This is a genomic window from Streptomyces sp. NPDC079141, from assembly GCF_040686775.1.
GTDB lineage: Bacteria > Actinomycetota > Actinomycetes > Streptomycetales > Streptomycetaceae > Streptomyces.
This window is the reverse complement of record NZ_JBFBLP010000011.1, coordinates 114,840-132,506: the sequence shown is the minus strand read 5'-3', so window position 1 is coordinate 132,506 and position 17,667 is coordinate 114,840. Positions and strand designations below refer to the sequence as shown.

The following is a 17,667-nucleotide window of genomic DNA, read 5'->3' as shown; positions in this document are numbered from 1 at the left end:
CACTGACAATCCCGTCCGGGCTGTCAGCCGGTCCAGAAGTCCCACCAGCGGGTCAGGATCAGCATGCCGATGATGCCGATGTGCAGCACGGGCAGGACCCAGGTGAACTCGCCGAAGAAGCTCTTCAGCCACTGCGGCGCGGGCAGCAGGCCGTTGCGCACGTTGAACGAGGTCAGGTACCAGAACATGATGATCGTGGCGACCCAGGCCAGCGAGCACCACAGGCACAGCGCGTTGATCCGGTACAGCGACTGGAACATCAGCCAGGCGCAGAAGCTCACGCCGAAGAGCGCGCCCGCGTTGAAGGTGAGCCAGTACCAGCGCGGGAAGCGGGCGCGGGCGAGCAGGCTGACGCCGACGCAGATGACGATGCCGTAGGCGACGAGGCCGAGCATCGGGTTGGGGAAGCCGAAGACCGAGGCCTGGTCGCTCTCCATGACGCTGCCGCAGGAGACGACGGGGTTCAGGCTGCACCCGGGGACGAACGTCCTGCCCTCGACCTTGGCTTCGAGCAGCTTGAACTTGTCGATCGTGATGACCCACGCGGCGAGCAGTCCGGCGGCGCCGGTGATCACCAGCATCAGCGCGAACGCGCGGCTGCCGCCCACCGTGCGCGGCGCCTCGGCGGTGCGCTCCGGCTCCGGCTCGGTGGAGACGTCTTTGACTGTCGTCTTGCTCATCACGCCGATTCCGTCACTTGAGAGTTGGACCTTCTCCGGACACGGGTCATTGTGCCGCACACGCGCGCGTGCCCACCGTTCGCTGGAGATAAGGGAACCCGCGCGAGGGAATCGGAGCGTTCGATTCAGGACAGACGACGGGGGCCTCGCGTTGACGCGAGGCCCCCGTCGACTGCTCAGCCGAGCCGCGCCTCCAGCTCGGCCACGATCTCGTTCACGCCGATCGCCGTCTGCTCGCCGGACTCCATGTCCTTGAGCTGGACGACACCCTCGGCCAGATCCCGCTCGCCGGCCACGACCGTGTAGCGGGCGCCGCTGCGGTTGGCGTTCTTCATGGCACCCTTCAGGCCCTTGGCGCCGTAGGAGAAGTCGGCGGCGATGCCGACCTTGCGCAGCTCGGTGACCTTCGCGAACAGCACGCGGCGGGCCTCCTCGCCGAGCGGGACCGCGAACACGCTGGTCGTGGAGGGGAGTTCGAGCTCGACGCCCTCCGCCTCCAGGGCGAGGACCGTGCGGTCCACGCCGAGGGCCCAGCCGACGGACGGCAGCGCCGGGCCGCCGATCATCTCGGACAGGCCGTCGTAGCGGCCGCCGCCGCCCACCGCGGACTGGGAGCCCAGGCCGTCGTGGACGAACTCGAAGGTCGTACGCGTGTAGTAGTCCAGGCCGCGCACCAGCTTGGGGTCGTCCTCGAAGGAGACGCCCGCGGCCGTGATCAGCTCACGGACCTCCTCGTGGTACGCCTTGCAGGCGTCGCAGAGGTAGTCGCGCAGCAGCGGGGCGTCGCCGAGCTGCTTCTGGACCGACTCGCGCTTGTCGTCCAGGACGCGCAGCGGGTTGATCTCCGCGCGGCGGCGCGTGTCGTCGTCGATGTCCAGGCCGCCCAGGAAGTCCTGGAGCGCGGCCCGGTAGACCGGGCGGCACTCCTTGTCGCCCAGGCTGTTCAGCAGGATGCGGAAGTTGCGCAGGCCCAGGGAGCGGTACGCCTGGTCGGCCAGGATGATCAGCTCGGCGTCCAGCGCGGGGTCCTCGGCACCGATCGCCTCGGCGCCGACCTGGGAGAAGTGGCGGTAACGGCCCTTCTGGGGGCGCTCGTAGCGGTAGTACGAGCCCGAGTACCAGAGCTTGACGGGGAGGTTGCCCGCCTTGTGCAGGTTGGCCTCAAGGGCGGCACGCAGCACGGAGGCCGTGCCCTCGGGGCGCAGGGCGAGCCTGTCGCCGCCCTTGGTCTCGAAGGCGTACATCTCCTTGGTCACGATGTCGGTGGACTCACCGACACCGCGTGCGAACAGCTCGACGTTCTCGAAGCCGGGCGTCTCGATGTAGCCGTAGCCGGAGTTGCGCAGCGGGGCCGCGATCGCCTCGCGGACGGCCAGGTACTTGGCGCTGTCCGGCGGGATCAGGTCGTAGGTGCCCTTGGGGGCCTTGAAGGTGCTCACGGAAGGTCTCTCGTCACATTCCTCGTCGGGGAGCCTGCTGGGCTGCTCCCTGGCCGGCGCTCACCTGCCGCAGATACGGGTTGGTGGCGCGCTCCTGGCCGATGGTCGTCTGGGGGCCGTGGCCGGACAGCACCACGGTCGAGTCGTCGAGCGGCAGGCACACGCGGGCCAGCGAGTCGAGCATCTCGGCCATGTCACCGCCGGGCAGGTCGGTGCGTCCGATGGAGCCGGCGAACAGCAGGTCGCCCGAGAACAGGATCGGCGGGATGTCCGCCGCCTCGGGCATGCCGAAGGTCACCGACCCCTTGGTATGGCCCGGCGCATGGGCGACCGACAGCTCCAGGCCCGCCAGCTCCAGCTTCGTGCCGTCGGTGAGCTCGTGGACGTCGTCCGGCTCCCCCACGGTCAGCTCGCCCATCAGCGGCATGCCGATCGAGCGGCCGAGCGCCTTCTCGGGGTCGCTCATCATGTACCGGTCCTCGGGGTGGATCCAGGCCGGTACGTCGTGCGCGCCGCACACGGGGACGACCGAGGCCACATGGTCGATGTGGCCGTGGGTGAGGACGACGGCGACGGGCTTGAGGCGATGCTTCTTCAGCGTTTCCTCGACACCTTGGGCGGCCTGGTGGCCGGGGTCGATGATCACGCACTCCTCGCCGACGGCGGGGGCGACGAGATAACAGTTCGTCCCCCAGGCCCCGGCGGGGAACCCGGCAATGAGCACGATCGTCCTTCGTTGTGTCGGTTCGGGTGACAAGTCGGTGGGCTGCGCCTGAGGTCAGAGCCTACCGGCGCTGCCGATTCCTCAGCGAACCCATATACGGTACGGGGCACACGCAGACGGTCGACCCGCTGCACACACGCGTACCGGTCGACGTACGAGACGCATGAGGAGACAACCCCGTGGTCAGCCAGGAACAGCGGCGGCGTCAGCTCGCCCGGGAGAAGTTCTTGCGGCAGCAGCAGCGGCGCACGGACGCGCGGCGCAAGTCACGCACGCGCAATGCGGTGATCGCGTCGGCGGTCGGCGTCGTCCTCATCGGCAGCCTCGGGCTCTACACGGCCGGCGCCTTCGACGGGGACGACGGCAAGTCGAACGCCGGCGCGGAGGTCACCCCGAGCGCCACGCCGACCAGCAAGGCGCCCGACCCCTGTGAGAAGGCCGCCGAGGGCAAGGTCGAGACCATGAGCTGGAAGAAGGAGCCGGCCATGACCATCGACAAGTCGGCGGACTACACGATGAAGCTGGCGACGACCTGCGGTGACATCGACATAGCGCTGAAGGCCTCGGCCGCCCCGCACACGGTCAACTCGTTCAACTTCCTTGCGGGCAAGGGCTACTTCGACCACACCCAGTGCCACCGGCTGGTCGACAGCGGCATCTTCGTGCTCCAGTGCGGCGATCCGACGGCCACCGGCAGCGGCGGTCCCGGCTACACGATCCCGGACGAGAACCTCAAGGACAAGACCCTCAAGGGCGACGTCTATCCGGCGGGCACGGTCGCGATGGCCAACCAGTACAACGCGCAGACCGGGGAGGGCCGCGACTCGGGCGGCAGCCAGTTCTTCCTCGTCTACCAGGACAGTCCGCTGCCGGCCGACTACACGCCGTTCGGCACGGTGTCCGAGTCGGGCATGAAGGTCCTCAAGGAGCTGGCGGCCGCGGGAGCGCAGGCCGCGGACCCCACGACGGGCAACACGGCGCCGAACGCGACCGTGGTGATCAACAAGGCAACTGTCACCAAATCCTGACCCCTCAAGTGCGAAATTTCGGTCGCGCGGGATGCGGACAGGCAACCCGCCGGTCGCCTATGTTGGCCGTGACGAAACTGTGGACGATGCCCAGGGGCCCTGAAGCCCCTCGCAGGCATCATGTGGAGGAGGCGCTGTGAGCAGCGACCCGTGGGGCCGCGTCGACGAGACGGGGACCGTGTACGTGCGTACGGCCGACGGCGAGCAGGTCGTCGGTTCCTGGCAGGCCGGCTCCCCTGAGGAGGCGCTGGCCTACTTCGAGCGCAAGTACGAGGGCCTGGTTGTCGAGATCGGCCTCCTCGAAAAGCGAGTGAAGACCACCGACCTGTCCGCGAAGGACGCGCAGACGGCGATCGACCACCTGCGGGAGCAGGTCGACGCCCATCACGCGGTGGGCGACCTGGCCGCCCTGCGGGTCCGGCTGGACAAGCTCGTGGAGACCGTCGACAAGCGGCGTGAGGAGCGCAAGGCGCAGCGCGCCAAGCAGTCCGACGAGGCGCGGCACTCCAAGGAGGCGCTGGTCGTCGAGGCGGAGGAACTGGCCCAGTCCGACCAGTGGCGGGCCGCGGGTGAGCGGCTGCGCGCGCTGGTGGACACCTGGAAGGGGCTGCCGCGGCTGGACCGCAAGTCGGACGACGAGCTGTGGCACCGCTTCTCGCACGCCCGGTCGGCGTTCTCCAAGCGCCGCAAGGCGCACTTCGCGCAGCTGGACGCGCAGCGCGAGGAGGCCCGCAGGACCAAGGAGCGGCTGGTCGGCGAGGCCGAGGCGCTGTCCGGCTCCACGGACTGGGGTCCGACGGCGGCGCGCTACCGCGACCTGATGGCGGAGTGGAAGGCCGCCGGCCGTGCCCAGCGCGAGCACGAGGACGACCTGTGGAACCGCTTCCGCGGCGCCCAGGACGTCTTCTTCGCCGCCCGCAGCTCGGTCTTCGCCGAGCGCGACGCCGAGCAGTCCGAGAACCTGAAGCTGAAGGAGGAGCTGGCCCATGAGGCCGAGAAGATCCTCCCGGTGACGGATCTGAAGGCCGCACGCGCCGCGTTCCGCTCGATCAACGAGCGCTGGGAGGCCATCGGCCATGTGCCGCGGGACGCCCGGCCGAAGGTCGAGGGCCGGATGCACGCCGTGGAGCGGGCCATCCAGGAGGCCGAGGAGGCCGAGTGGCGCCGGACGAACCCGGAGGCACGCGCGCGTGCCGAGGGTCTGACCGGTCAGCTCCAGGCCGCCGTGGACAAGCTGCGCGGCCAGATCGAGCAGGCGCGCGCCCAGGGCAACAACGCCAGGGCCGACAAGCTGCAGCGTGAGCTGGACGGCCGCCAGGCCCTGCTGGACCAGGCGCTGAAGGGTCTTCAGGAGTTCGGCGGCTGACGACGCCGGTGCACATGAGAAGGGGCTCCCCGCGGGGAGCCCCTTCTTCGTTCTCCTACGGCCGTTACGACCGGCTGCGCGCCGAGGTCACCCGGTAGACGTCGTAGACGCCCTCGACGCCCCTGACCGCCTTCAGGACGTGTCCCAGGTGCTTGGGGTCGCCCATCTCGAAGGTGAAGCGGGAGGTGGCGACGCGGTCGCGGGAGGTCTGGACGGCCGCGGAGAGGATGTTGACGTGCTGGTCGGACAGGACGCGCGTGACGTCCGACAGGAGCCGGGAGCGGTCGAGGGCCTCGACCTGGATGGCGACCAGGAAGACCGAGGACTGGGTGGGCGCCCACTCGACGTCGAGGATGCGCTCGGGCTCACGGGAGAGTGACTCCACGTTGACGCAGTCGCTGCGGTGAACCGATACGCCACTACCCCGGGTGACGAAGCCGATGATCGGGTCGCCGGGGACGGGCGTACAGCAGCGGGCGAGCTTGACCCAGACGTCGTCGACGCCCTTGACCACGACACCGGGGTCCTGGCTGCTGCGGCGCTTGCGGCTGCGGCCGCGGGCCGGCGGTACCGACTCGTCGATCTCCTCGGTGGCCGCCTCCTCGCCGCCGAGGGCCTGCACCAGCTTCTGTACGACGTTCTGCGCGGCCACATGGCCCTCGCCGATCGCCGCGTAGAGCGAGGAGATGTCGGGGTAGCGCATCTCGTGCGCCAGCGTGACGAGCGAGTCGCCGGTGAGGATGCGCTGGATCGGCAGGTTCTGCTTGCGCATCGCGCGGGCGATGGCGTCCTTGCCCTGCTCGATGGCCTCGTCGCGGCGCTCCTTGGAGAACCACGCCCGGATTTTGTTGCGGGCGCGCGGCGACTTCACGAAGCCGAGCCAGTCGCGGGAGGGGCCGGCGCCGGCCGCCTTGGAGGTGAAGACCTCGACCAGGTCGCCGTTGTCCAGGGTGGATTCGAGCGGTACGAGACGGCCGTTGACCCGCGCCCCTATGGTGCGGTGGCCGACCTCGGTGTGGACGGCGTAGGCGAAGTCGACCGGGGTGGCCCCGGCCGGGAGCGCTATGACATCGCCCTTGGGGGTGAAGACGAAGACCTCGTTGCGGGACAGGTCGAAGCGCAGGGACTCCAGGAACTCGCCCGGGTCCTCGGTCTCCTTCTGCCAGTCCAGCAGCTGGCGCAGCCACGCCATGTCGTTGAGGTGGTCGTCCTTGCCCTTGCCGGCCTTGGGCACGTCGGTGCGCACCTTCGAGGCGCCGGCGACGGCCTCCTGCTTGTACTTCCAGTGCGCGGCGATGCCGTACTCGGCGCGGCGGTGCATGTCGAAAGTGCGGATCTGGAGCTCGACCGGCTTGCCGTTGGGTCCGATGACCGTCGTGTGCAGCGACTGGTACATGTTGAACTTGGGCATCGCGATGTAGTCCTTGAACCGCCCCGGAACCGGGTTCCAGCGGGCGTGGACGGTGCCCAGGGCCGCGTAGCAGTCGCGGACGGTGTCCACCAGGACGCGGATGCCCACCAGGTCGTAGATCTCCGCGAAGTCACGGCCGCGGACGATCATCTTCTGGTAGACGCTGTAGTAGTGCTTCGGGCGGCCGGTGACGGTGGCCTTGATGCGGGCCGCGCGCAGGTCCTGCTGGACCTCGTCGGTCACTATGGCCAGGTACTCGTCACGCTTCGGTGCCCGCTCGGCCACCAGCCGGACGATCTCGTCGTACATCTTGGGGTAGAGGATCGCGAAGGCGAGGTCCTCCAGCTCCCACTTGATGGTGTTCATGCCCAGGCGGTGGGCGAGCGGCGCGTAGATCTCCAGGGTCTCGCGCGCCTTCTTCTCCTGCTTCTCGCGCTTGAGGTAGCGCATGGTGCGCATGTTGTGCAGGCGGTCGGCGAGCTTGATGACCAGGACGCGCGGGTCCTTGGCCATGGCGACGACCATCTTGCGCACGGTCTCGGCCTGCGCGGCCTCGCCGAACTTGACCTTGTCCAGCTTGGTGACGCCGTCGACGAGGAGGGCGACGGAGTCGCCGAAGTCACGGCGGAGCTGGTCGAGGCCGTACTCGGTGTCCTCGACGGTGTCGTGCAGCAGGCCCGCCATCAGCGTGGCCGGATCCATGCCCAGCTCGGCGAGGATCGTGGTGACGGCGAGCGGGTGCGTGATGTACGGGTCGCCGCTCTTGCGCTTCTGGCCGCGGTGCCAGCGCTCGGCGACCTGGTAGGCGCGCTCGATCTGGCGGAGGGTGGCGGTCTCGATCTTCGGGTCGTTGCTGCGCACTATCCGCAGCAGCGGCTCCAGCACCGGGTTGTACGGGTTGGAGCGCTGGACGCCGAGGCGGGCGAGACGGGCGCGGACGCGGTTGGAGGAGCCGGAGCGGGGTGGCTGGCCGGTGTTGGGGCGGACCGCGGGCGTCGTGGGGCGCTCGGGCGGGGCCGGCTTGGGGCGCGACTGCTCGGCCGACTTGTCGACGGGCGCGGACTGGGCGTGCTCGACCGGCCCGCGGGTGTCGTTCTTCGCGTGCGACGTGTTCGGCGCGGGCTTGGCCGCGGGGCCCGAGGCGGACTCGGGCTTGGCGGCGGTCAGGTGCTGGGCCTCGTCTGGCAAGAGGACTCCTCGTGCGCGATCCGGGTCCCCCGGTCAGGCTCCGGAGACCCCATGGTAGCGATCCTGCGCCCGAGGATCGCCTTCAGGCCGATGTGAGGGCCGTACACCGAAGTAACGCAAGAGGTGACCCAGGGATTCCTGGGCGGTGTCCCGGGGGTGGCCGACGGCTTTCGCGGGGCTCTTGTACGGGCGTCTTTGCGTCGTTGCGCGGCCCGCACATGCGCGCGGGGCGCACGCTTCCCCCAAGGGATGCGTGCGCCCCGCGCGCGTGGTGGCTCAGAGCCTGAGCAGCGCCTCCAGTGGGGCGCCGGCCAGGGCCGGCTCCAGGCGGACGCGGCCGCCGAGGAAGCCGAGTTCCATCAGGACGGCGAGGCCCGCGACCTCGGCGCCCGCCCTGCGGACCAGCTGGATCGACGCCTCGGCGGTGCCGCCGGTGGCAAGCACGTCGTCCACCACGAGAACGCGGTCGTCCGCGCGCAGGTCCTCCGCGTGCACCTCGATCTCCGCCGAGCCGTACTCCAGGTCGTAGGCCTGGCTGAGGGTGGCTCCGGGGAGCTTGCCCGCCTTGCGTACGGGGATGAAGCCGAGGCCGGCGCGGACGGCGACCGGGGCGCCGAGGATGAAGCCCCGGGCCTCCAGGCCGACGACCTTGGTGGCGTTGGTGCGCTCGGCGATCCCGGCGAGGGCGTCGGTGAGCGCCATGAACGCGGACGGGTCGGCCAGCAGCGGGGTGATGTCCTTGAACATCACGCCCGGCTCCGGGTAGTCGGCCACGTCGCGGATGCGGCTGAGCAGCAGCTCCTCGATGTCGGTCATCGGCGCTTCCCCGAGGGGCGGCCACGGCCCCGGGTGCGGGACGCGGGCTGGTTGCGCGGGCCGACGACCGCCGGAGCGGCGTCCTCGGGCTCGTCGTCGTACGGCTCCTCGACCGCGGCGTCCAGGGACTCGCCCTTGGCGGCGGCCTGGGCCCGCTTGGCGAGCACACGCTTCCGCAGGGCCTTCATCTGCGGCTCGCGCTCCTTGAGGTCGGCGACGAGCGGCGTGGCGATGAAGATCGAGGAGTACGCACCGGCCGCGAGGCCGACGAACAGCGACAGCGAGATGTCGTTGAGCATGCCGGCGCCGAGGAAGCCGCCACCGATGAACAGCAGGCCCGCTACCGGCAGCAGCGCGACCACGGTCGTGTTGATGGACCGGACCAGGGTGCTGTTGATCGAGCGGTTGGCGACGTCGCTGTAGGTCCAGCGGGTCTGTTTGGTGATGTCCCTCGTCTGCTCCTTGAGGCTGTCGAAGACGACGACCGTGTCGTAGAGCGAGTAACCGAGGATCGTCAGCAGACCGATCACCGTGCCCGGGGTGACCTCGAAGCCCACCAGGGCGTAGATGCCGACCGTGATGGTGATGTCGTGGATCAGGGCGACGAACGCGGCGACGGCCATGCGCCACTCGAACGCGATCGCCAGGTAGATCACCACGAGGACCAGGAAGATCCCGAGTCCCTGCCAGGCCTTGTTGGCGATCTGCTCACCCCAACTGGGGCCGACCAGCTCGCCGGTGACGTCGTTCTCGTCGACCTTCAGGTCCTTGGCGAGCTCCGCGGAGACCCGGTCGGCCTCCTTGGTCTCGATGCCCGCGACCTGGATGCGGAGCTTGCCGTCGCCGAGCTTCTGGACGATCGCGTCGTGGCCGGAGGCCTCTTCCGCGTACTCCTGCGCCTGGGAGACCGAGACGGAGGTCTTCGGGGTGGTGAAGACCGCTCCGCCCTGGAACTCGATGCCCATGTTCAGGCCGCGCACCGCCAGGCCGACGATGGCCGTGATGGTGATCAGGATGGACAGGCCGTACCAGATCTTGCGGTTGCCGACGAAGTCGTAGCCGACCTCGCCGCGGTGCAGTCGGGCGCCGAGGTTGCCGAGCTTCGACATCTCAGGCCTCCTTCGTCTCGACGGGGCCCGCGGCAGGTCCGGCGGGACGGCGGGTACGGCGCAGCGGCGGCTTGGCTCCCAGCCGCTTGGGGTCGAGCCCGGACCACGGGTGGCCGTTGGCGAAGAACTTCCTGCGCGCCAGGATGGTCAGCAGCGGCTTGGTGAACAGGAACACGACCACCACGTCGAGCACGGTGGTCAGGCCGAGCGTGAACGCGAAGCCCTGGACCTTGCCGACCGTGACGATGAACAGCACCGCGGCGGCGAGGAACGACACGAAGTCGGAGACCAGGATGGTGCGCCGGGCGCGCGGCCAGGCCCGCTCGACGGCGGGGCGCAGCGAACGGCCCTCGCGGATCTCGTCCCGGACGCGTTCGAAGTACACGATGAACGAGTCCGCCGTGATGCCGATGGCGACGATGGCGCCGCAGACGGCCGGCAGGTTCAGCGCGAAGCCGATGGCCGGGCCGAGCAGCGACATGATCACGTAGGTGAGGGCGGCGGAGACCAGCAGCGAGGCGACCGCGATGAGCGACAGGCCCCGGTAGTAGGCCACCAGGTAGATGACGACCAGGGCGAGACCGATCGCGCCCGCGATCAGGCCGGCCCGCAGCTGCTCGCCGCCGAGCGCGGCGGTCACCGTGGTGACGCTGTCCTCGCTGAAGGACAGCGGCAGGGCGCCGTACGACAGCATGTTGGCGAGGCTCTGCGCCGACTCCTGGTTGAAGTTGCCGGAGATCTCGGCGCTGCCGCCGGTCAGCGCCTGGCTGACGGACGGGTCCGAGACGACCTCGTTGTCCAGGACGATGGCGAACTGGTTCTGCGGCTGCTGGTTCTGGGCGAGCTTGCCGGTGATCTCACCAAACTTCTTGGTGCCCTCGCCCGTGAACTTCATGGTGACGGTCCAGCCCGCGGCGCTCTGCGTGTTGAAGACCGCCTCGGCCTCGTCGACGTCCGTACCGTCGACCTCGGCCGGGCCCAGGATGTACTTCTGCCACTGGCCGCCGGCGTTCTGGCCGCAGGCGACGGTGGAGTCCTCGGGCTTGGCGCCGTCGCCGGCCTTGGCGCGGGCCGTCTCGTCGGTGCAGTCGAGCGCGGCGTACTGCGCTTCGAGCTTGCTGGTGTCGGCGGAGGCGCTGCTGCTCGCGGACGGGGAGGCGTCGCCGCTCGCCGACGCGCTGTCCGACGGGGTGGGGTCGGCCTTCAGGGCGTCGGTGACCGCGCGGCCCTGGGTGGTGGAGGTCGCCGACGGCGTGGCGGACGCCGAGGGGGACGAGGAGGAGGTCGCCTTGTCGGTCGCCTTGTCCGTGGCCTTGTCCGTCGCGCTGCCGGAGGCGCTCGGGGACGGGCTGGTCGTCGCGGCGGCGCCGGAGACCTCGGTGGCGATGACCGGGCGGAAGTACAGCTTGGCGGTGGTGCCGACCTGTTCCCGGGCTTCCTTGGAGTTCGTGCCCTTGGGGATGTTGACGATGATGTTCTTGTCGCCCTGGGTCTGAACCTCGGACTCCGAGACACCAAGACCGTTGACGCGCCGTTCCATGATCTCGACGGCGGTGTCCATATTGGTCTTGTTGATCGCGGATTCCTGGCCCGGCTCGGCCTCCGCCCGGAGCGTGATGCTCGTACCGCCGGCAAGGTCGATGCCGAGACGCGGAGTGGTGTCCCCGGTGAGGAACATTCCCCCGGTGAGCGCCACCATGGCGATCAGAATGAGGACCAGCGAGCGCCCTGGCCTGCTCTGGGCGCTCGCGCTCCGGCCCTTCTTAGGTGCTGCCACCTTCTCGTACTCCCTCTCGGGCCGCCTCGCGCCGGGTCGGCGAGCGGGCGGCCATGACATGGTGTCGGGATCCCCGTGCGAGAGCTGCGCATGTCCCGGGGCGCGCGGGCGGCGCCCACGCGCTCCGGGAGGCGGCTACTTCGCGTCGGAGTCGCCGTCGGTCTTCTTCGGCTCGACGTCGGCCTTCGGCTCCTCGTCCGCGTCCTCGTCCTTCTTCCCGAGGTCGACGGGCTTCTCGTCGGAGGCGGCGGCAGCGTCGGCGGACTCGGACTCGGTGAGGGAGGAGGCGTCGTCCGGGACGACGTCGGCGTCGGTCTTCAGGTCGTGCTCGACGCCGTGGACGATGCGGTTGTACTCGTCGTCCGAGAGGACGGCACCGATGGCGTTCTTCGCGAAGAGCAGTTCCACACCCGGACCGGCGTCAACGAGGACGGTGTCGTCGTTGACCTCCTTGACCGTGGCGTACATGCCCCCGATCGTGCGGACGCCGGAACCGGGCTGCATCTGGTTCCGCATGTCGGCAGCCTGCTGCTGCTTCTTCTTGGCCGACCGAGTCATCAGGAACATGGCCCCGATGAGCACGATGAACGGGAGGAGGGTCACGAGACTCACGGGTCGGAACTTCCTTCACACGACCGCGATGGTGAGCGGCCTGATGGTTGGGGGTATGTGTGCCGCCGACAACGGCGGCATCGGCGGAGTCTAAGCGAGTCCGCGTGCAAGGAACAACGCTCAGCATGGCACCCAGGTTCCTGACCCTGCCAATGCCCGCGCCGTCACGAAGCCGTCACGCCCCGAAGAGGTCCTGTTGTCCGTTTCCCGTGGTCTGCGAGCGGGGCGGGGTGAGGCCGAGATGCGCCCATGCGGCGGGCGTGGCCACCCGGCCGCGGGGGGTGCGGGCGAGCAGGCCCTCCCGTACGAGGAAGGGCTCGGCGACCTCCTCCACGGTCTCGCGCTCCTCCCCCACCGCCACCGCGAGGGTGGACAGGCCGACGGGACCGCCGCCGAACAGCTTGAGCAGCGCCTCCAGGACCGCCCGGTCCAGGCGGTCCAGGCCGCGCGAGTCGACCTCGTAGACCGCGAGGGCCGCCGCCGCGATGTCCTTGGTGATCACGCCGTCGGCCTTGACCTGCGCATAGTCGCGGACACGGCGCAGCAGACGGTTGGCGATACGGGGCGTGCCGCGGGAGCGGCCGGCGATCTCGGCGGCGCCCTCGGACCCGATCTCGACGTCCAGGAGGTTCGCCGAGCGGTGGATGACCCGCTCCAGCTCGGTGGGCTCGTAGAACTCCATGTGCGCGGTGAAGCCGAAGCGGTCGCGCAGCGGGGGCGGCAGCAGGCCCGCGCGCGTGGTGGCGCCGACCAGGGTGAAGGGGGGCAGTTCGAGCGGGATGGCGGTGGCGCCGGGGCCCTTGCCGACGATCACGTCGACGCGGAAGTCCTCCATCGCCATGTAGAGCATCTCCTCGGCGGGCCGGGACATGCGGTGGATCTCGTCGAGGAAGAGGACCTCGCCCTCCTGCAGGGAGGAGAGGATCGCCGCGAGGTCGCCGGCGTGCTGGATGGCGGGGCCCGAGGTGATGCGGATCGGGGCGCCCATCTCGGCGGCGATGATCATCGACAGGGTGGTCTTGCCGAGGCCGGGGGCGCCGGAGAGCAGCACGTGGTCGGCGGTGGCGCCACGCGCGCGTGCGGCGCGCAGCACCAGGTCGAGCTGCTCGCGCACCTTCTCCTGGCCGATGAACTCGCCCAGGTCCTTGGGGCGCAGCGCCGCCTCGACGGCCTGGTCCTCACGGTCGGCGACAGAGCCCACCAGCCGCTCGGAGGCGGTGGCGTCGGTCGTGTCGTCCCAGTTCACTGACGTTCTCCTCGGTGCGGGCTAGCGGGCGCGGTTCAGCGTCTGAAGGGCTGCCTTCAGCAGCTGGCCCACCTGGGGCGTGCCCTCGGCGGCCTCGGCCTGGGGGGCGACCGCCGTCACGGCCTCGTCGGCCTCGCGGGTGGCGTAGCCGAGGCCGATCAGGGCGGCGTGCAGCTGGTCGCGCCAGCCCTGGGAGACCGGTGCGCCGATCGCGGGGGCGCCGATCGGCTCGCCGAGGCGGTCCTTGAACTCCAGCAGCAGCTTCTGCGCGCCCTTCTTGCCGATGCCGGGGACGGCGGTGAGCGCCTTCTCGTCGCCGGTGGCGACGGCGCGGCGCAGCGCGTCCGGCGTGTGCACGGCGAGCATCGCCTGGGCCAGGCGCGGTCCGACGCCGCTCGCGGTCTGGAGCAGCTCGAAGACCTGGCGTTCGTCGTCGTCCACGAAGCCGTACAGGGTCAGCGAGTCCTCACGGACGACGAGGGAGGTGGCGAGCTTGGCCGGCTGGCCGAGACGCAGGGTGGACAGCGTGTTGGGCGTGCATTGCACGGCCATGCCGACGCCGCCCACTTCGACCACCGCGGCGTCGGGGGCGAGTGCGGCGACCGTGCCGCTCACGAAGGCGATCATGCCGTACGGCCTTTCGATGCTGTGGCTGTGTGCAGGGCCACGGCCTGCTGGAGTCGGTTCTGGGCGGGGGCCCGCCAGATGTGGCAGATGGCGAGCGCGAGGGCGTCGGCGGCGTCCGCGGGCTTGGGCGGCGCGCTGAGCCGCAGCAGACGGGTGACCATGGCGCCGACCTGCGCCTTGTCGGCGCGGCCGCTGCCGGTGACGGCGGCCTTGACCTCGCTGGGGGTGTGCAGGGCGACGGGGATGCCACGGCGGGCGGCGCAGAGCATGGCGACGGCGCTGGCCTGGGCGGTGCCCATCACCGTGCGGACGTTGTGCTGGCTGAAGACCCGCTCCACGGCGACGTATTCGGGCCGGTGTTCGTCCAGCCACTCCTCGATGCCCTGCTCGATGGCGACGAGCCGGTGGCCCAACTCGGCGTCCGCGGGCGTGCGTACGACGCCCACACCGAGCATGGTGAGCGGCCGGCCCGCGACTCCCTCGACGACGCCGACACCGCACCGCGTCAGTCCGGGGTCCACCCCCAGTACGCGCACCGCGCCCCCCTCACTTTCGATCGCCTGTTTGTGCAGGCTATCGGGTGCCACTGACAACGCCCGACAACGCGACGGGCCGACGGGTGTGTCCCGTCGGCCCGTTCGAGCGTGAGCGTCGGCTCAGGCGTCTACCTTCTCCATGATCTCGTCGCTGACGTCGAAGTTGGCGAAGACGTTCTGCACGTCGTCGCTGTCCTCCAGCGCGTCGATCAGCTTGAAGATCTTCTTGGCGCCCTCTTCGTCCAGTTCGACCTGGACGGACGGCACGAAGCTGGAGTCGGCCGAGTCGTAGTCGATGCCGGCCTCCTGGAGGGCGGTGCGGACCGCGACCAGGTCGGTGGCCTCGCTGATGACCTCGAAGGACTCGCCGAGGTCGTTGACCTCTTCGGCGCCCGCGTCCAGGACGGCACCCAGGACGTCGTCCTCGGTCAGCTCGCCCTTGGGGACGATGACGACGCCCTTGCGGCTGAACATGTACGACACCGAGCCCGGGTCGGCCATGTTGCCGCCGTTGCGGGTCATGGCGACGCGGACGTCGGAGGCGGCGCGGTTGCGGTTGTCGGTGAGGCACTCGATGAGCACCGCGACGCCGTTCGGGCCGTAGCCCTCGTACATGATCGTCTCGTAGTCGGCGCCGCCGGCCTCAAGACCGCCGCCGCGCTTGACCGCGGAGTCGATGTTCTTGTTCGGGACCGACTGCTTCTTCGCCTTCTGGATGGCGTCGTAGAGAGTCGGGTTGCCCTCGACGTCGACGCCGCCCATCCGGGCCGCGACCTCGATGTTCTTGATCAGCTTCGCGAAGAGCTTGCCACGCTTGGCGTCGATCACGGCCTTCTTGTGCTTCGTCGTAGCCCATTTAGAGTGGCCGGACATCTGCCTGTCTCCTTCGCGTAACCCATCCAAACAACGAACGCCAGAGATCCTACAAGGACTCCGCCGTTCGGTTCGCGCGCACCATGTCGACGAACAGGGAGTGCACGCGGTGATCGCCGGTCAGCTCCGGGTGGAACGACGTGGCGAGCGCGGTGCCCTGGCGGACGGCGACGATGTGCCCCTCGTGCTCGGCGAGCACTTCGGCCTCGGCGCCGACGGACTCCACCCACGGGGCGCGGATGAAGACGCCCTCCACAGGATCGCCCGTGATGCCCTTCACGTCGAGCGCGGCCTCGAAGGACTCGTTCTGGCGTCCGAAGGCGTTGCGGCGCACGATCATGTCGATGCCGCCGATCGTCTCCTGGCCCGAGCGCGGGTCGAGGATCTTGTCGGCCAGCATGATCATGCCGGCGCAGGTGCCGTAGACGGGCATGCCGGCCCGCACGCGCGCGCGGAGGGGCTCCATCACGCCGAACAGGACGGCCAGCTTGGAGATGGTCGTGGACTCACCGCCGGGGATGACCAGGCCGTCCACCTCGGCGAGTTCCTCGGGGCGCCGCACCGGCCTGGCCACGGCGTCGGCCGCGGCCAGGGCGATGAGGTGCTCCCGTACGTCGCCCTGGAGTGCGAGCACTCCGACAACGGGAGCGGTCATTACCAGCCCCGGTTCGCGTAGCGCTCGGCCTCGGGGAGGGTGTCGCAGTTGATGCCCACCATGGCCTCGCCCAGGTTGCGGGACGCGTCGGCGATGATCTTCGGGTCGTCGTAGAAGGTGGTGGCCTTCACGATGGCGGCGGCGCGCTTGGCCGGGTCGCCGGACTTGAAGATGCCGGAGCCGACGAAGACGCCCTCGGCACCGAGCTGGCGCATCAGCGCGGCGTCGGCGGGGGTGGCCACACCACCGGCGGAGAAGAGGACGACCGGCAGCTTGCCCAGCTCGGCGACCTCCTTGACGAGCTCGTACGGGGCGCGCAGCTCCTTGGCGGCGGCGTACAGCTCGTTGTTGTCGTAGCCGCGCAGGCGGGCGATCTCGTTCTTGATCTGGCGCAGGTGGCGCACGGCCTCGACGACGTTGCCGGTGCCGGCCTCGCCCTTCGAGCGGATCATCGCGGCGCCCTCGGCGATACGGCGCAGGGCCTCGCCCAGGTTGGTGGCACCGCAGACGAAGGGGGTGGTGAACGCCCACTTGTCGGAGTGGTTGACCTCGTCGGCCGGGGTGAGGACCTCGGACTCGTCGATGTAGTCGACGCCGAGGGACTGCAGGACCTGGGCCTCGACGAAGTGGCCGATGCGGGACTTGGCCATCACGGGGATGGAGACCGCGCCGATGATCTCCTCGATCATGTTCGGGTCGGACATACGGGCCACGCCGCCGTCCTTGCGGATGTCGGCGGGGACCCGCTCCAGGGCCATGACGGCCACGGCGCCGGCGTCCTCGGCGATCTTCGCCTGCTCGGCGTTGACCACGTCCATGATCACGCCGCCCTTGAGCTGCTCGGCCATGCCGCGCTTCACGCGGGCGGTGCCGGTCTCGGGGGCCTGGTTTTCGGAGAGCGTGCTGGACACGGATGACCTCGCTGAAGTGAAAGAGGGTTTCTGCAGCACTGAGGAAACGTGAGCGGACCAGGCCACAGCAAGGGCCAATGATGAGGCGGTGGCTCGTTTTCCGGCCAGTGGCCTCAGGCCGAGCGCTCGGCGAGGGCCGCCGGCGGCTCGTCGTCCATCTCGAACGCCAGCGGGAACGGGGCGTGTCCCGCCAGCCGGAACCAGCGCACCTTGCGGTGCCGGCGCAGGGCCCGGGCCGCCCGCACGGCGTCGTTGTGGAAGCGGCGCGCCATCGGCACCCGGAGCACCGCCTCGGTCAGCTCACGGGCGGCCGCCTCACCCCCGGGCGCCTCCCGCACCGCCTCCACCTGCTGGGTCTCGGCGAACACGGCACGCAGCGCCTGGCTCAGTTCGCTCTCGGCCACCTCGCGCTGCTCCTCCTCGGCCTGCCGGGCGGCGTGGGCCGCCTCGTACAGGACGATCGAGGCCGCCGGGTCGAGCACCCCGGAGGTCGCCAGTTCCTGGGTCACCGAGGCCCGCCGGAGCAGCTGTGCGTCGAGCCCGGCGCGGGTCGCGTCGATCCGGGCGTGCAGCCGGTCCAGACGGCCCGCCGTCCAGCTCAGGTAGAGGCCGATCGCGACGAGGGCGACAAGGATCCAGATCAGGGTTGCGGTCACGGGCGGCAAGGTT

General features: G+C 70.0%; 17 protein-coding genes. 2 read left to right on the top strand and 15 right to left on the bottom strand.

The features are described 5' to 3' along the window. Window positions 1-23: 23 nt before the first annotated feature. From AB0Q90_RS27315 to AB0Q90_RS27305, 3 genes are all read right to left on the bottom strand, one after another. Complete coding sequence (locus tag AB0Q90_RS27315; RefSeq protein ID WP_363160674.1) at window positions 24-680, bottom strand: vitamin K epoxide reductase family protein; 657 nt, start codon at window positions 678-680, stop codon at window positions 24-26. A 176-nt stretch (window positions 681-856) separates the two neighbouring features. Further along, window positions 857-2,119 carry a histidine--tRNA ligase gene (gene hisS / locus AB0Q90_RS27310; protein WP_363160675.1) on the bottom strand — a complete coding sequence of 421 codons (1,263 nt, stop codon included), beginning with the start codon at window positions 2,117-2,119 and terminating at the stop codon, window positions 857-859. A 13-nt stretch (window positions 2,120-2,132) separates the two neighbouring features. Next, window positions 2,133-2,843, bottom strand: coding sequence for an MBL fold metallo-hydrolase (locus AB0Q90_RS27305; protein ID WP_363160676.1), 711 nt, complete (start codon window positions 2,841-2,843; stop codon window positions 2,133-2,135). Window positions 2,844-3,022: 179 nt separating this feature from the next. Here AB0Q90_RS27305 and AB0Q90_RS27300 point away from each other — a divergent pair, with 179 nt between their 5' ends. Next, on the top strand, window positions 3,023-3,871 hold the full coding sequence (locus AB0Q90_RS27300) for a peptidylprolyl isomerase (protein WP_363160677.1): 849 nt from the start codon (window positions 3,023-3,025) through the stop codon (window positions 3,869-3,871). Between the two features lie 136 nt (window positions 3,872-4,007). Then, a complete protein-coding gene (locus AB0Q90_RS27295; RefSeq protein ID WP_363160678.1) occupies window positions 4,008-5,237 on the top strand; it encodes a DUF349 domain-containing protein in 1,230 nt (409 codons plus the stop codon). Between the two features lie 64 nt (window positions 5,238-5,301). Here the strand turns inward: AB0Q90_RS27295 and AB0Q90_RS27290 are convergent, their stop codons facing one another. The 12 genes from AB0Q90_RS27290 to AB0Q90_RS27235 form a co-directional block, all read right to left on the bottom strand. Then, entirely contained in the window at window positions 5,302-7,836 is a 2,535-nt protein-coding gene (locus tag AB0Q90_RS27290; protein WP_363160679.1) for a RelA/SpoT family protein, read from the bottom strand. Window positions 7,837-8,112: 276 nt separating this feature from the next. After that, on the bottom strand, window positions 8,113-8,652 hold the full coding sequence (locus tag AB0Q90_RS27285; protein WP_363160680.1) for an adenine phosphoribosyltransferase: 540 nt from the start codon (window positions 8,650-8,652) through the stop codon (window positions 8,113-8,115). Continuing rightward, window positions 8,649-9,761 carry a protein translocase subunit SecF gene (gene secF, locus AB0Q90_RS27280; protein ID WP_363160681.1) on the bottom strand — a complete coding sequence of 371 codons (1,113 nt, stop codon included), beginning with the start codon at window positions 9,759-9,761 and terminating at the stop codon, window positions 8,649-8,651. The genes AB0Q90_RS27285 and secF overlap by 4 nt, the downstream gene beginning before the upstream one ends. A 1-nt stretch (window position 9,762) precedes the next feature. Beyond that, window positions 9,763-11,538, bottom strand: a complete 1,776-nt coding sequence (gene secD / locus AB0Q90_RS27275; RefSeq protein WP_363160682.1) for a protein translocase subunit SecD — start codon at window positions 11,536-11,538, stop codon at window positions 9,763-9,765. Between the two features lie 135 nt (window positions 11,539-11,673). After that, window positions 11,674-12,150 (bottom strand): preprotein translocase subunit YajC, encoded by a 477-nt coding sequence (gene yajC / locus AB0Q90_RS27270; RefSeq protein ID WP_363160683.1) that lies wholly within the window; start codon window positions 12,148-12,150, stop codon window positions 11,674-11,676. A gap of 175 nt (window positions 12,151-12,325) precedes the next feature. Then, entirely contained in the window at window positions 12,326-13,396 is a 1,071-nt protein-coding gene (gene ruvB / locus AB0Q90_RS27265) for a Holliday junction branch migration DNA helicase RuvB (RefSeq protein WP_363160684.1), read from the bottom strand. Between the two features lie 21 nt (window positions 13,397-13,417). After that, entirely contained in the window at window positions 13,418-14,023 is a 606-nt protein-coding gene (ruvA, locus tag AB0Q90_RS27260) for a Holliday junction branch migration protein RuvA (protein WP_363160685.1), read from the bottom strand. Beyond that, window positions 14,020-14,559, bottom strand: a complete 540-nt coding sequence (gene ruvC / locus AB0Q90_RS27255) for a crossover junction endodeoxyribonuclease RuvC (protein WP_363160686.1) — start codon at window positions 14,557-14,559, stop codon at window positions 14,020-14,022. The genes ruvA and ruvC overlap by 4 nt, the downstream gene beginning before the upstream one ends. Before the next feature lie 120 nt (window positions 14,560-14,679). Continuing rightward, entirely contained in the window at window positions 14,680-15,432 is a 753-nt protein-coding gene (locus AB0Q90_RS27250; protein WP_363160687.1) for a YebC/PmpR family DNA-binding transcriptional regulator, read from the bottom strand. Window positions 15,433-15,481: 49 nt separating this feature from the next. Beyond that, a complete protein-coding gene (pdxT, locus tag AB0Q90_RS27245; protein WP_363160688.1) occupies window positions 15,482-16,087 on the bottom strand; it encodes a pyridoxal 5'-phosphate synthase glutaminase subunit PdxT in 606 nt (201 codons plus the stop codon). Beyond that, complete coding sequence (pdxS, locus tag AB0Q90_RS27240; RefSeq protein WP_363160689.1) at window positions 16,087-16,998, bottom strand: pyridoxal 5'-phosphate synthase lyase subunit PdxS; 912 nt, start codon at window positions 16,996-16,998, stop codon at window positions 16,087-16,089. Before pdxS ends, pdxT begins: the two co-directional genes overlap by 1 nt. A 113-nt stretch (window positions 16,999-17,111) precedes the next feature. Next, window positions 17,112-17,654 carry a hypothetical protein gene (locus AB0Q90_RS27235; RefSeq protein ID WP_363160690.1) on the bottom strand — a complete coding sequence of 181 codons (543 nt, stop codon included), beginning with the start codon at window positions 17,652-17,654 and terminating at the stop codon, window positions 17,112-17,114. Window positions 17,655-17,667: the final 13 nt, after the last annotated feature.